Raw genomic sequence first — 13,470 nt, forward strand, 5'->3', positions numbered from 1 at the left:
GGGTCAGGCCGCCTCGACGACCTCCCCGCGCGTCGCCGCCGCCCACTCGACCACCAGCAACTCGTACTCCACGCGCTCGTGGGCGGACAGGGTGCCGCCCGCCCGCCGCCACAGGGCGCGGATCTGATCGTTCAGCTCCGCGGCGGAGCGCGCGGAACCAGGGGCCAAGGAATCGGGGGACATGCGGACAAGCCTAGGGGCAAGCACTGACACTCCGCTACCGGACGGCTACGCGGCCCCGTGTCAGCCCGCGGACTCCGCCGCGTGCGGGCTGAGGACCCCCGCCGTGACCAGGACGATGATCAGGATGCCGAGGGCGATCCGGTACCAGACGAACGGCATGAAGCTCTTGGTGGAGATGTAGCGCATGAACCACGCGATGACCGCGTATCCGCTGGCGAAGGCGACGACCGTGGCGAAGAGCGTCGGTCCCCAGGAGACGTGGTCGCCGTCCATGGCGTCCTTCAGCTCGAAGATCCCGGAGGCGAGCACCGCCGGGATCGCCAGCAGGAACGAGTAGCGGGCCGCGGCCTCGCGCCGGTAGCCCATGAACAGGCCGCCGCTGATGGTCGCGCCGGAGCGGGAGACGCCGGGGATGAGGGCCATCGCCTGGCAGAGCCCGTAGACCAGGCCGTCGCGGACGCCCAGGTCCGACAGTTCCTTGCGCTGCTTGGGCGCGCGGTGCCGGCCGCCGCTCTCGTCCCGCGCCGCCATCCGGTCCGCGACGCCGATGATCACGCCGACGACGATCAGCATCGTCGCGGTGATGCGCAGATCCCGGAACGGCCCCTCGATCTGGTCCTTGAGGGTCAGGCCGAGGACCCCGATCGGGATGGAGCCCACGATGACCAGCCAGCCCATCCGCGCGTCCGGGTCGTGACGCATCTCCTTGCTGGTGAGCGAACGCGTCCAGGCGGCGAGGATGCGGCCGATGTCCTTGCGGAAGTAGATGAGGACGGCGGCCTCCGTGCCGATCTGCGTGATCGCCGTGAAGGCCGCGCCGGGGTCGTGCCATCCGGAGAACGCCGCCGTCAGCCGCAGGTGGGCGCTGGAGGAGACGGGGAGGAACTCGGTCAGCCCCTGGACGAGCCCGAGGATGAGGGATTCAAACCAAGACATGAGGGTGTGGAGTCCAAGTGCCGGTCGCGGAACGTCGGTGGACACACCTGTACGGCGCATGCGGTGATCGCGACCGAGCGTGTCGTGGGGCAGCGTAGCGCCCCAAAGTGACCAGAAGGTGACAGGGACGACCAGCTCCGCACCGTCGCCCCGCCCGCCCCGCCGGGCACGGTGTCGCACCGGGCCCGGCCGGCACCGGAACGCCGGCGGCCCCGCCCGGGTGTGGCGTCAGGCGCCGGGCAGCCGGTGACGCCTGCGCCAGGCCACCACCCCGCCCGCCACCGCGGGCAGCGTGATCACGGCCAGCGCGATCAGGAAGGCGGGCGACGTCGGCGTCGACGCGCGGGCCCCGGCGACGGCGTAGGCGGCCGTGTTGGGCACCGAGCCCACGGCCGTGGCCAGCAGGAACGGCCCCAGGCGCATGCGGGAGACGGCCGCGCAGTAGTTGGCGGCGGCGAACGGCACCCCCGGGAAGAGCCGCGCCGCCAGCATCGAACGGAAGCCGTGCCGGCTGAGCTGCCCGTCCGCGGCCTTCAGCCATCGGCCGCGAAGCAGCGGACGCAGCGCGTCCTGGCCCAGCGCACGGCCGAGGCAGAAGGCGAACCCGGCCCCGAGCACCGTGCCCGCGAGCGCCGAGCAGAGCCCCACGGAGGAGCCGAACAGGGCGCCGGCCGCGAGGTTCAGCAGCGGGCGCGGTACGAAGGCGACGGTGCACACCCCGTACGCCAGCGCGTAGGCGAGTGCCGCCGCCGCGCCGCCCAGGTGCGGCGGCCCGCCCTCGGTCAGCACCCGCTGCGGCTCGAACACGAGCATCGCCGAGGCCGCCGCGGCGAGCAGCGCCACCAGCAGCGACAGACGGGACCAGGGGGAGAGCACGGCTCTCGTCACCCGGGCGGCGAAGCCGGCGGGCACGGGCGCGGCGGCGGTGGTGACGGCGAGTTCCGGTGCGGCGGCGTGGGGAGACGCCGTGACGGTGCCCCCAGGGCGGGTGTGGGCATCGAGCATTCGGCGACAGTAACCGACCCGTGTGACCGATCGCCGTAGGGTGCGTCTCAGGAACGTGACGGAGCGGTGGCCGGGGCGGACCGGGCACCCCGGCACAATGGGCGCGTGAACGAGTCCCTGCCCGTCGTCCGCGCCGTCGACCACGGCACCGCCAAGCTCCTGCCCGACGTCGACCGCCGCCGGGCCTGGCTGCTCACCGTCGACGGGGCGGTGCAGTCCTACGTGGACCTGGACGACCCGGCGCACCTGGAGTTCGAGTACGCGCTGCGGCTCGGGCACGTCCTCGACACCGCGGCCGAGCCGGGGCGCGCGCTGGACGTGGTGCACCTCGGCGGGGGAGCGCTCACCCTGCCCCGGTACGTGGCCGTGACCCGGCCGGGCTCCCGGCAGGACGTCGTGGAGGCCGACCGGGGCCTGCTGGACCTGGTCGCCGAGCACCTGCCCCTGCCGGACGGCTCGGGCATCGTCCCGCACGCCGCCGACGCCCGCGCCTGGCTGGAGGCCGCGCCCGCGGACTCGGCCGACGTCCTGGTCGCGGACGTCTTCGGCGGCTCACGGGTGCCGGCCCACCTGGCGACCGCCGGCTACGCGCGCGAGGCCGAACGCGTACTGCGGGCCGACGGCGTCTACGCGGCCAACCTGGCCGACGGGGCGCCCTTCGCCTTCCTGCGCTCGCAACTCGCCGGGTTCGCCGCGCTCTTCGCGGAGCTGGCGCTCATCGCCGAACCGGGGGTGCTGCGCGGGCGCCGTTTCGGCAACATGATCCTGCTCGCCTCGCACCGCCCCCTCGACACCGCGGGGCTGGCCCGGCGGACCGCCGCCGACGCGTTCCCGGCCCGGGTCGCACACGGGGCCGCCCTGCGGGAGTTCGTCGGCGACGCGCTGCCGGTGCCGGACGAGGAGGCCCGGCCGTCGCCGGAGCCGCCCGCCGGAGCGTTCGGCATCGGCTGACGGCCGGGTCCGGGGCGCCGTCGGCCGGCGGCAGGGCCCCGGGGCGCCGTCGGCAGGGCCCCGGGGCGCGGGCGCCGGTCAGGTGCCGGTCGGCGGTTCCTCGGTGAGGCGCACGGTGCTCAGGATCTTCCGCACCGTCTCCTCGGGGATCTCGTCCTTGACACCCTTGGCGCCGTACAGGTTCCAGGTGACGAAGTCGCCCGCGCCGTTCTTGAAGGCGAAGGTGATGGCCTTGCCCTCGCTGTCGCACTTCCCCTTCTGGGGCGTGCCCTCCGAGTGGGCGGTGGCGAGGCTGCCCTCGATGCCGGAGGCGGTGGTGTACGGCTTCGGCTTCTCCTGCTTGACGCTCTTCTTGTCCGGCTGGGTGTAGCCGCCGAAGATCCACCACGGGACGCGGGTCTGGGCCGCCATGTCGGTGTCCTTGGCGCCGTTCTCCCCGCGCGTGCCGGCGGTGGCGAGGGCCGTGGTCTCCTTGCGGCCGTCCTTGTCGTCGTCGGACGTGCACCACTCGGACTTGAGGTAGGCCGGCGCGGTGACGCTGGTGCGGTCGAACGTGCCGTCCTCCTTCTCCCACTCGAAGCCGACGCTGGTGCCGGGCCTCTCGATCTCCCAGTCGGCGGGGACGTCGAACATGGTGCCGAAGCGCGGGTTGGCGACGACCTTCCAGCCGGGGACGGTCGCCTCCAGCTCCCCGTCGCCGCGCGGGTTGTCGTCGGAACCGGATTCGCTCGGGTCGGCCTCCGGGGAGGCGGACCCGCTCGCGGACGCACTGGTGCTGGGCTTGGTGTCCTTGCCGTCCGCCGTGTCGTCCTTGTCACCGCCGAGCACCAGGAACCCGGTCACCCCGGCAGTCACCACCACGGCGAGCGCTGCGACGATCGCGACCAGCTTCGTCCGCTTGCCGCCGCCGTCCCCGCCGCCGGGCAGCGGGGCCCCCGGCACCGTCGGAGCCCCCCACTGCGGCTGCTGCCCGTACGGTCCGGACTGTGGGTAGCCCGGCTGCTGATACGGATTCGGCTGCTGGTACCCCGGCTGCTGGTACGGGTTGTTCTGCTGCGGGTTCTGCTCGCCCCCGGGCGGCTGCTGTCCTGGCCACATGAGTGGTCACCCTAATGCGGCCCAGGACACGATTCGGTCACCGGGCCTTGTCAGGGACGTACCGAAACGGGACGGCTCCGTCCCGGGAGCCCCGCCGTCCGGGCCACCGGGCCCGGCCTCTCCCGGCCGTCCGCACCCTTGGGTTCCGGCCACCGGGCCCCGGCCCCGCGGCTTCCCCGGCCCTCCCCGGGCGACGGTCCCCCGAGGTCCCTGGCCCCCGGAATCTACTCGTGGGTAACATGTGGGCATGAGCGCAGACGAGATGTCGGTCGGCGAACTGCTCGCCGCCACCGTGCCGATGGTCCGGACCCTGAACCTCGCGTACCTGGAGACCACCCCGGAGAAGGCCGTCCTGCGCCTTCCGGACCAGAGCGAGTACCGCAACCACGTCGGCGGCCCGCACGCCGGCGCCATGTTCACGCTGGCCGAGTCCGCCAGCGGCGCCATCGTCCTCGCGGCCTTCGGCGACCAGCTCGCGCGCGCCGTGCCGCTGCCCGTGCACGCCGAGATCGCGTTCAAGAAGATCGCGCTGGGCCCGGTCACCGCCACCGCCACCCTCGGCCGCCCGGCCGCCGACGTGGTCGCCGAACTGGACGCCGGCACCCGCCCCGAGTTCCCCGTCGGCGTGGTGATCCGGCGTGAGGACGGCGCCGTCACCGGCGAGGTCACCGTCGTCTGGACGCTGCGGCCCAACGGCTGACCCCCCGCCACCCCTTCCACGCCCCCCGGCACCTGCCCGGGGGCGTCGCTCCGGCGACCCGGTAGGCTTCCCGGGTGCGCCGCGGTCGCGGCGCACCCGGGAATCGGCAGGGACGCGAAGCGGAGGAAGCGGCGTTGCACGTCCAGGAATGGCTCGACACGGTGCCCGCGGCGGCCGTCTACGCGGTCGTCGGAGTCGTCATCGGCCTGGAGAGCCTCGGTATCCCGCTGCCGGGCGAGATCGTCCTCGTCTCGGCCGCCCTGCTCTCCTCCCAGCACGGGGGCGTCGACCCCGTGATCCTCGGCACCTGCGCCACCGTCGGCGCGATCGTCGGCGACTCCATCGGCTACGCCATCGGCCGCCGGGGCGGCAGACCGCTGCTGGCCTGGCTGGGCCGGAAGTTCCCCAAGCATTTCGGCGAGGGGCACATCGCCACCGCCGAGCGGTCCTTCGACCGGTGGGGCATGTGGGCCGTGTTCTTCGGCCGGTTCGTCGCCCTGCTCCGCATCTTCGCCGGCCCGCTGGCCGGTGTGCTGCGCATGCCCTACTGGAAGTTCCTCATCGCCAACGTCTTCGGCGGCATCCTCTGGGCGGGCGGCACCACCGCCGTCGTCTACTACCTCGGTGTCGTCGCCGAATCCTGGCTGAAGCGCTTCTCGTGGCTGGGCCTGGTGGCTGCCGTCCTCGTCGGTGTCGGCTCGATGCTGTTCGTCAAGCGCAAGGCCCAGCGCGCCACGGCCGAACGGGAGGCCGCGGCGGCGGCAGCGCCGGCCGGCGCCGAGACGCCGGCCGGCGCCGGGAAGGCCGCCTCCTCCGACTGAGTACGCGAGGCCCAGGCCACCCCGTCGGCTCCCGCCCGCGCCGGACGGGGGCCGGCCCTCTGCCCGGCCCGCCCCACCCTCCGGGCCGAGCCCCACGGCGCCCGCCTCACGCCCCGGTGTCGCCGCCCCCGGCCCCCTCGTACACCTCGCGGTGCGCCTTCGCCAGGTCGGCGTACATCGTCCCGTTCAGGGTGATGCCCTGGCGCTCCTCCTCGGTCAGCTCCCGGCGCACCTTCGCCGGGACCCCCGCGACCAGCGAACCGGGCGGCACCCGCATGCCCTGCGGGACCAGCGCCTGCGCGGCGACCAGCGAGCCGGCGCCGATCACCGCGCCGTTGAGGACGGTGGCGCCCATGCCGATCAGGCAGTCGTCCTCGACCGTCGCGCCGTGCACGACCGCGTTGTGCCCGACGGAGACGCGGGCGCCGACCGTGACGGGGAAGCCCGGGTCGGCGTGGAGCGTGCAGTTGTCCTGGATGTTGCTGCTCTCCCCGACGGTGATCCGCTCGACGTCGCCGCGGAGCACCGCCCCGTACCAGACGCTCGCGCCCGCCCGCAGGGTCACGTCCCCGACGACCGAGGCGGTGGGCGCGGTGAACGCCTCCCCGTCCACCTCGGGCCGCCTGCCGCCGATGCCCGTGATCAGCGCCCTACGCTCCATCGTCCGCCTCCTGGTCCGGTGATGTACCGCACGGTACGCCACCGGGTGGGGTGAAGATCACAGACCGTCGGCGCCGCCCCCGCACCGCCCGCGGACTACGGTGAGCGGGTGCCGAAGCGCAAGAACACGTTCTCGTCCCGGGCCGGACTGCTCGCGCAGCGGGCCGTGCACGCCGGCTGGGCGTGGGTGCAGCGCACCGGCTCCGTCACCGCCGCCCGCCCCGGACGGTTCCGCTTCCGCGCCCTGGGCGCCGGCACCCGGCTCGCCTTCCCGCTCGGCACGGTCTTCGGCGAGCCCTGGATCGAGGTCGGCGCCCACTGCATCATCGGCGAGCAGGTCACCCTGACCGCCGGGCTCATGCCCGACCTGGACCTCGGCCCGGACGCCATCCTGCGCATCGGGGACGGCGTCGTCCTCGGCCGCGGCAGCCACGTCATAGCGGACACCACGGTCACCATCGGCAGCGACTGCTACGTCGGCCCCTACGTCTACGTCACCTCGACCAACCACTCCTACGACGACCCCCACCAGCCCATCGGCAGGCAGTGGCCGCGCATGGAGCCGGTGGAGATCGGCCCCGGCTGCTGGATCGGCACCGGCGCGGTGGTCCTGCCCGGCGCGCGGATCGGCCGGAACGTGGTGGTGGCCGCCGGTGCCGTGGTCCGCGGCACGGTGCCCGACCACGCCGTGGTCGCCGGGGCACCGGCCCGGGTCGTCCGCCGCTGGACCCCCGCCGACGGCTGGCAGCCGCCCCTGCGCACCCCGGCCCCGGTGCCGATACCCGAGGACGTCACCCCGGACCAGTTGCGCGCCCTGTCCGCGCTGGACGACGAAGCCGTCGCCCACCTGGCCACCCTGCCCGACCCGGCCCCGGCTCCGCCCCAGGTGCCGCACCCGGAACTGGAGACCGAGGGCTGAGAGGGCGGCGGTCGCGTGTCCGCGGCGCCCGGTCCGGTGCCCCCGCCGGATCCGGACCCCGGTGACCTCGTGCCCGGCCGACCCGTCGTCCGGTGCGGGGCGGAGGGGTCAGGTCAGTAGAGTGGACCGAGTCATCCACCACACTGGACGGAATGTGTCGGACCTCGATCTGCTGACCCAGTCCCTGGCCCGCAACGTGAGGCGCTGGCGCACCGAGCGCGGTTTCACCCTGGAGGCGCTCGCCGCGCGGGCCGGTGTCAGCCGCGGCATGCTCATCCAGATCGAGCAGGCGCGCACCAATCCCAGCCTGGGCACCGTCGTCAAGATCGGCGATGCCCTCGGCGTCAGCGTCACCACCCTGCTCGACTACGAACAGGGCCCCACCGTCCGCATCGTCCCCGCGGGCCAGGCCGTACGGCTGTGGGACACCGACGCCGGCAGCTTCAGCCGGCTGCTCGCGGGCGCCGAGGCCCCCGGCCCGCTGGAGATGTGGGAGTGGTGTCTCATGCCCGGCGAGAGCAGCCCCTCCGACCCGCACCCCGCCGGCACCGTCGAACTCCTGCACGTCACGGCGGGCGAACTCACCCTGACCCTCGACGGCGTACCGCACCGCGTGCCCGAGGGGGCCAGCGCCTCCTTCGGCGCCGACTCCCCGCACACGTACGGGAACGAGGGGCCCGGACCGATGCGGATGATCATGGCGGTCTCCGTCCCGCCCGTCCGCTGAGACGGACGCGGGGGCCGGCCGTGATCGGCCTGACCCGCGTCCCCGCCGGCGGCGGACGGCGGCGCGGCGCGCCGCTGCCTCCCGGCGAGGCCCCGCCGAACTGCCGGGCGCCGTCGTCCCGGAGGGCCGGCGTCGCCGTCCCTCACGCCGGGCCGTGGTGGGCGAGCGCCTGATGCGGGTCCGCCTCGCCCGCCGCGAGCGCCGGATCGGCGTGGACCAGGGCCGCGGTGAGCCGGGGCACGGCGTGCAGCAGGGCGTGTTCGGCGGCGACGGCGACGTGGTGGGCCTCGCGCACCGTGGCCTCGCCGTCCACCACCACCGCCACCTCGGCGCGCAGCCGGTGCCCGATCCAGCGCAGCCGCAGCTCACCCACCCCGTGCACGCCGGGGACCGCGCGGAGCGCCTGTTCGGCGCGGTCGACCAGGACCGGGTCGACGGCGTCCATCAGGCGCCGGAACACCTCGCGCGCCGCGTCCCGCAGCACCAGCACGATCGCCGCGGTGATCGCCAGCCCCACCACCGGGTCGGCGTACCGCCAGCCCAGTGCCGCGCCCCCGGCGCCCACCAGCACGGCCAGCGACGTGAAGCCGTCGGTACGCGCGTGCAGGCCGTCGGCGACCAGTGCGGCCGAACCGATCGACCTGCCGACCCGGATGCGGTGACGGGCCACCCACTCGTTGCCGGCGAAACCGACCACGGCCGCCGCGGCGACCGCGGGCAGGTGCTGCACCGGGCGCGGGTCCAGCAGCCGGTCCACCGCCGCCCACCCCGCGAGCAGCGCGGACGCGGCGATGGCGAGGACGATCACCACACCCGCCAGGTCCTCCGCCCGCCCGTACCCGTAGGTGAAACGCCGGGTCGCGGCGCGGCGGCCCAGCACGAAGGCGAGTGCCAGCGGCAGCGCGGTGAGCGCGTCCGCCGTGTTGTGCACGGTGTCGCCGAGCAGCGCCACCGAACCGGAGACCGCCACCACGACCGCCTGCGCGAGCGCCGTCGAGCCGAGCACCGCCAGCGACACCCACAGCGCCCGCAGCCCCCGTGCCGAGGACTCCAGCGCGGGATCCAGCCGGTCGCCGCCCGCGTGGGAGTGCGGGGTGAGCAGCCGGCGCAGACGGCCGGCGGGGCGGTGGGCGTGGCCGTGCGGATGGCCGTGACCGTGAGCGCGGGGGCCGTCTTGGCCGTGCGGGCGGGCGGGGGAGCGGTGGTGGGCGTGGCGGGGGTGGGGTCCGTCGTCGTGGTGCCGGTGCGGGTCGCTCATGGGGTGCCCCTTCCGGTGTGCCGGTGCGATCGGTGGACGCCGGACGCCCACGGCGCCATTATGTGCGCATGAGCGCACGCATGCACCTGTCAACCGCGCATCCTGCGCACCTGCCCGTAGCGGGCGAGGAGCGGATGGCGCGCGCGGCCGACCTGCTCGCCCTGCTCGGCGACCGCACCCGCCTCGCCCTGCTGCACGCCCTGACCGGCGGCGAGGCCGACGTCACCACCCTCACCGAGGTGTGCGCGGCGGCCCGGCCCGCGGTCAGCCAGCACTTGGCGCGGCTGCGGCTGGCCGGCCTCGTGGACACCCGGAAGGAGGGGCGCCGGGTGGTCTACTCGCTGCGCGACGGGCACCTGCGCCGCCTGATCGCCGAGGCGCTGAACGTGGCCGACCACCGCGTCGCCGGCCTGCCGCCGCACGACTGACCCGGCCCCCCGGCCGCGGGAATCCCCCGGGCGTACGGGTCGTTGACCGGGCGACGGGGCGCCCGCCCCGGCCCACGAGCCCGAGGAGGCCACCCGTGTACGGCGACGAGGAGACGGTCCGCAGGATTCTCACCGAACGGGGCGACACCTGGGCCGTGGTGGGCCTGTCGTCCAACCGGCAGCGTGCCGCGTACGGCGTCGCCGAGGTGCTCCAGCGCTTCGGCAAGCGGATCGTGCCGGTCCACCCCAAGGCCGAGACCGTGCACGGAGAGCGGGGGTACGCGTCCCTCGCGGACATCCCCTTCGCCGTGGACGTCGTCGACGTCTTCGTCAACAGCGAACTGGCCGGTGCGGTCGCCGACGAGGCGGTGGCCAAGGGTGCCGGGGCGGTCTGGTTCCAGCTCGGCGTCGTCGACGAGGCCGCCTTCGCGCGGACCCGGGCGGCGGGCCTGGACATGGTGATGGACCGCTGCCCCGCGATCGAGATCCCGCGCCTGGGGGCGTGAGCGGGCCGAGGGCAGCGACGTGCGACGTGCGACGTGCGCCCGGGTCGGCGGCAGCGGCGTGCGCCGGGTGCGCGCGTTCGCCGTGCGGCCCGGCGCCGGTCCGCCTACGCTCGCCCCGTGCTGCGCATCATCGACGCCCGGACCGGAGAGCCGCTTCCCGCCACGTCCACCCGCAGGGGACCGGCGCGGGTCGAGGTGCACGCCGTGCGCCGGGACGCCACCCAGTGGCGGGTCCTGCTCGTCGCGGACCTGCTCGTCCGTGCCCTGGAACTCGACGCCACGCCCGTGTGGTCCCTGCTGACCGGCCCCGGGGCGGACGCCGCCGCCCGGGCCGACGCGGCGGCCCTCGGCGTCCGGCCCTTCGAACCCGCCCGGGAGCCGGCCCCCGGCCCGGCCGCCGTGGCCCGCGTCCTCCACATCGTGCGCGAGGGCGACCCGCTCCCGGACGCGCCGACCATCGCCGTCGCCCCCGTCGCATCCGACGACCTCGTCCGCATCGGTTCCGCCGAGCCGTCCGTCGTCCGCCTCGCGCTGCTCGAACACCATCACCACGCGCGCGTGGTGCTCGACACCGCCGCCCTCGACGCCGCCCGTGACACCCTGAAGCGCTGGCGCCGCGCGGTCGCCGGCTGGGCCCGGCAGCCCTCCCGCCCGATCCCCGGCCCCGTACGCGACCGGCTGAGGGCGGCCTGGGAGGACGACCTCGACGCCCCCGGCGTCCTGGACGTCCTGCGCCGGGCGGAGACCGACCCGGACCTCGCCGACGGCGCGCGCTTCGAGGTCTACGCCCACACCGACCGCTTCCTCGGTCTGGACCTCGCCGGCGAGGTCGGCTCCGTCTGACCGGACCCGCCGGCCGCCCCGGCACGCCGAAGCACACCCCGGGACGACGGCCCCGGCGGGCGCCCGACGGCGACCGCATAGGCTGGCCCGATGCAGGACGAGTACCGGACGGTCGCCCGCGCGGGCGTGCACGAGACCGAGATCAACCGCTCGCGCTTCCTGTGCGCCCTGGCCCCCGCGGCCACCGAACGGGAGGCACAGGAGTTCATCGCGGGCGTACGCAAGGAGCACGCGGACGCCACCCACAACTGCTGGGCGTACGTGATCGGTGCCGACGCCGCCGTGCAGAAGGCCAACGACGACGGCGAACCCGGCGGAACGGCGGGCCTCCCCATGCTCCAGATGCTGCTCCGCCGCGACATGCGGTACGTCGTCGCGGTCGTCACCCGCTACTACGGCGGCGTCAAACTCGGCGCGGGCGGCCTCATCCGCGCCTACGGAGGGGCCGTCGGCGAGGCGCTGGACCACGTCGGCACCCTCACCCGGCGCCGCTTCCGGCTCGCCACCGTGACCGTCGACCACCAGCGCGCGGGCAAGGTGGAGAACGACCTGCGCGCCACCGGCCGCGCCGTCCGCGAGGTGCGCTACGCCGAGGAGGTCACCATCGAGATCGGCCTGCCCGACGCCGAGGTCGACGCCTTCCGCGCCTGGCTCGCCGACGCCACCGCGGGCACCGCCGTCCTCACCCTCGGCGGAGAGGCGTACGGAGACGCCTGACCGCGTCCCCACCGCGCACCGGGCGCCCCACGCGGACCCGCCGCCGATCCGCCCGCGGCGCGTCGGCGGCGGTGAGGACAACCCCGATGGGCCTCGTATCGTCATCACGTCATGCGCGGCGGGTCCGGGGGCGCCCGGCCGGGGCCGGTCGCCGTGAACGGTCCGCCATGCCGTATTCGGCCAGTCCCGATCGCTTCGTGCCATTCGCGGCCGACACGCCGTCGCCGCCGCCGGGACGCGGCTACACATGACAGGGAACGGCGCGCCGCCGTTTTCGCGTGGGGCCGGCCGGCGGGGGAGGTCTGGACGGGTGCTGACCATCAACGTGGCGGTACTGCTCGCGGTCGTCGTGGTCCGGCGGCCGACGGAGGCCCGCAGCCGTTCCGGCGGGAAGCCGACCGTCGTCACCGTCCCGGACCCGCGCGTCCTGATCGCGCCCGCCCCGGCGGGCCGGGGGAGCACGAACGTCCTCGGCGCACTCGCGGGCGGCAGCACGCGGGCCGGCCGGTGAGCCCCCGCGCCCGCAAGGGGCGGCCGGTGTCCCGGCGGTCACCGGCGCGACGGCGCACCCGCGGGCCCGGCCGGCCGGGAGGGCGGCGCCGGCCGGACGACCGGGCGGCCGGGTTCCTCGTGGCCGCGGCCCTGGCCGTCGCCTTGGCGGCGGCCGTCGTCGACTGGCTGCTGACCCACTGGTGGGTACCGGCCGGCGCCGGGGTGGCGGCGGTACTCACGGGAGCCGCCCTGCTGCACCGCAAGCGGCAGCGTGCCCGGTGGGAGGCGGTACGCGCGCGGGGCCTGCGGTACGCGCTGGAGCACCTGGACGCGCTCCACCACACCCGGTTCGAGGACGCGGTGCGGGACCTGATGCGGCGCGACGGCTGCCGGGACGCGACCCGCGTCGGGGGCCGCGGCGACCTGGGCGCCGACGTGAAGGCGACCGACCCGTTCGGGCGGCGCTGGGTCATCCAGTGCAAGCACCGCCGTCAGGGTCTGGCCGGCTCCGCGGTCGGCACCCCCGACCTCCAGGTGCTCAACGGGACCGCCCGCCCGGTGCACGGCGCCGACGTCGCGGTGATCGTGACCAACGGCCGGGTGACCGCACCGGCCGTGACCTTCGCCCGGCAGCAGCGTCTCCACGTCGTGGACCGCCACACCCTCGCGGCCTGGGCGTCCGGTTCGCGCCCCCTGTGGGACCTGCTCGCCGCCGTCCCCGCGCCCCGCGGGCGCACCGGCCCCTCCTGAGCCTCCGCACGGGGAGCGATCCGGGGTTCCCGCCCCGACGGCCCGGGCCCGGGACCGGGACCGGTGCTCTCGCCCCGACCCACGCCGGGCGGGTTCCTCGCGGCCGGTGAGCACGGCGGCGGGGCAGCGCGCGGCGTGGGGCCGTCGGGTGTGCGGCCGGAGTCCTCGACGACCGTGGCGAGGAGGCTTGCGCACCGGGGCACCACGGCTTCGGCGTCGAGGGCGGACGGACGGCCCGCCCGGCGGGCAGCCCCTCGCGGGCGGGTCTTCCCGCCGGAGGCGTCGCGCGGTCACTCGGGCACGCCGCCCTCCCGGCCCCCGGCCCCCGGGACCTCATGGGCGCCCGGCACCGGGTGTCGGACCCCGGTGGCAGACTGAGGGCCGTGGTGGAGCAGGTACGGGCGGGCGTCAGCGTGGTCGGCGCCGACAAGGGGGACCATGCCGGTTCCAGGGGCGGAAGAGGGGAAAGCATGCGG

17 protein-coding genes are annotated in these 13,470 nt (G+C 75.6%); 11 read left to right on the top strand and 6 right to left on the bottom strand.

Translation table 11 applies throughout. The features are described from left to right. Positions 1-3 precede the first annotated feature (3 nt). The 3 genes from VM636_RS25860 to VM636_RS25870 form a co-directional block, all read right to left on the bottom strand. Positions 4-183, bottom strand: a complete 180-nt coding sequence (locus VM636_RS25860) for a hypothetical protein (protein WP_030418647.1) — start codon at positions 181-183, stop codon at positions 4-6. 60 nt (positions 184-243) lie between these two features. Further along, positions 244-1,119, bottom strand: coding sequence for an undecaprenyl-diphosphate phosphatase (locus VM636_RS25865; protein ID WP_030418646.1), 876 nt, complete (start codon positions 1,117-1,119; stop codon positions 244-246). Positions 1,120-1,347: 228 nt separating this feature from the next. Next, positions 1,348-2,124, bottom strand: a complete 777-nt coding sequence (locus tag VM636_RS25870; RefSeq protein ID WP_030418645.1) for a VTT domain-containing protein — start codon at positions 2,122-2,124, stop codon at positions 1,348-1,350. A 105-nt stretch (positions 2,125-2,229) separates the two neighbouring features. Here VM636_RS25870 and VM636_RS25875 point away from each other — a divergent pair, with 105 nt between their 5' ends. After that, positions 2,230-3,075 carry a fused MFS/spermidine synthase gene (locus VM636_RS25875; protein WP_338485871.1) on the top strand — a complete coding sequence of 282 codons (846 nt, stop codon included), beginning with the start codon at positions 2,230-2,232 and terminating at the stop codon, positions 3,073-3,075. 78 nt (positions 3,076-3,153) lie between these two features. On the opposite strand, the gene VM636_RS25880 is transcribed toward VM636_RS25875, so the two are convergent. Beyond that, positions 3,154-4,173, bottom strand: coding sequence for a hypothetical protein (locus VM636_RS25880; RefSeq protein WP_030418643.1), 1,020 nt, complete (start codon positions 4,171-4,173; stop codon positions 3,154-3,156). 262 nt (positions 4,174-4,435) lie between these two features. On the opposite strand from VM636_RS25880, the gene VM636_RS25885 reads away from it, so the two are divergent. Together VM636_RS25885 and VM636_RS25890 are read left to right on the top strand one after the other, a co-directional pair. Further along, the gene (locus tag VM636_RS25885) at positions 4,436-4,873 is read left to right on the top strand and encodes a DUF4442 domain-containing protein (RefSeq protein ID WP_030418642.1); all 438 of its coding nucleotides are present in this window, start codon (positions 4,436-4,438) and stop codon (positions 4,871-4,873) included. Positions 4,874-5,007: 134 nt separating this feature from the next. After that, a complete protein-coding gene (locus VM636_RS25890) occupies positions 5,008-5,694 on the top strand; it encodes a DedA family protein (protein WP_053914100.1) in 687 nt (228 codons plus the stop codon). A 106-nt stretch (positions 5,695-5,800) separates the two neighbouring features. Here VM636_RS25890 and VM636_RS25895 read toward each other — a convergent pair whose 3' ends face one another. Continuing rightward, positions 5,801-6,355 carry a gamma carbonic anhydrase family protein gene (locus VM636_RS25895; RefSeq protein WP_030418640.1) on the bottom strand — a complete coding sequence of 185 codons (555 nt, stop codon included), beginning with the start codon at positions 6,353-6,355 and terminating at the stop codon, positions 5,801-5,803. A gap of 108 nt (positions 6,356-6,463) precedes the next feature. On the opposite strand from VM636_RS25895, the gene VM636_RS25900 reads away from it, so the two are divergent. Both VM636_RS25900 and VM636_RS25905 read left to right on the top strand, forming a co-directional pair. Continuing rightward, on the top strand, positions 6,464-7,273 hold the full coding sequence (locus VM636_RS25900) for an acyltransferase (RefSeq protein ID WP_030418639.1): 810 nt from the start codon (positions 6,464-6,466) through the stop codon (positions 7,271-7,273). 154 nt (positions 7,274-7,427) lie between these two features. After that, on the top strand, positions 7,428-8,000 hold the full coding sequence (locus VM636_RS25905) for an XRE family transcriptional regulator (protein ID WP_030418638.1): 573 nt from the start codon (positions 7,428-7,430) through the stop codon (positions 7,998-8,000). Between the two features lie 142 nt (positions 8,001-8,142). On the opposite strand, the gene VM636_RS25910 is transcribed toward VM636_RS25905, so the two are convergent. Continuing rightward, positions 8,143-9,258, bottom strand: a complete 1,116-nt coding sequence (locus VM636_RS25910; protein WP_338485873.1) for a cation diffusion facilitator family transporter — start codon at positions 9,256-9,258, stop codon at positions 8,143-8,145. A gap of 68 nt (positions 9,259-9,326) precedes the next feature. On the opposite strand from VM636_RS25910, the gene VM636_RS25915 reads away from it, so the two are divergent. From VM636_RS25915 to VM636_RS25940, 6 genes are all read left to right on the top strand, one after another. Continuing rightward, the gene (locus VM636_RS25915; protein ID WP_030418636.1) at positions 9,327-9,686 is read left to right on the top strand and encodes a metalloregulator ArsR/SmtB family transcription factor; all 360 of its coding nucleotides are present in this window, start codon (positions 9,327-9,329) and stop codon (positions 9,684-9,686) included. Positions 9,687-9,781: 95 nt separating this feature from the next. Continuing rightward, positions 9,782-10,192 carry a CoA-binding protein gene (locus tag VM636_RS25920; RefSeq protein WP_030418635.1) on the top strand — a complete coding sequence of 137 codons (411 nt, stop codon included), beginning with the start codon at positions 9,782-9,784 and terminating at the stop codon, positions 10,190-10,192. A gap of 117 nt (positions 10,193-10,309) precedes the next feature. Then, positions 10,310-11,035 (top strand): hypothetical protein, encoded by a 726-nt coding sequence (locus VM636_RS25925; RefSeq protein WP_053914099.1) that lies wholly within the window; start codon positions 10,310-10,312, stop codon positions 11,033-11,035. A gap of 90 nt (positions 11,036-11,125) precedes the next feature. Then, positions 11,126-11,752 carry a YigZ family protein gene (locus tag VM636_RS25930; RefSeq protein ID WP_030418633.1) on the top strand — a complete coding sequence of 209 codons (627 nt, stop codon included), beginning with the start codon at positions 11,126-11,128 and terminating at the stop codon, positions 11,750-11,752. A gap of 310 nt (positions 11,753-12,062) precedes the next feature. After that, complete coding sequence (locus VM636_RS25935; RefSeq protein ID WP_030418632.1) at positions 12,063-12,263, top strand: hypothetical protein; 201 nt, start codon at positions 12,063-12,065, stop codon at positions 12,261-12,263. A gap of 119 nt (positions 12,264-12,382) precedes the next feature. Further along, complete coding sequence (locus VM636_RS25940; RefSeq protein ID WP_234312509.1) at positions 12,383-12,994, top strand: restriction endonuclease; 612 nt, start codon at positions 12,383-12,385, stop codon at positions 12,992-12,994. Positions 12,995-13,470: the final 476 nt, after the last annotated feature.

The sequence above is a fragment of the Streptomyces sp. SCSIO 75703 genome (genome assembly GCF_036607905.1).
Lineage (GTDB): Bacteria > Actinomycetota > Actinomycetes > Streptomycetales > Streptomycetaceae > Streptomyces.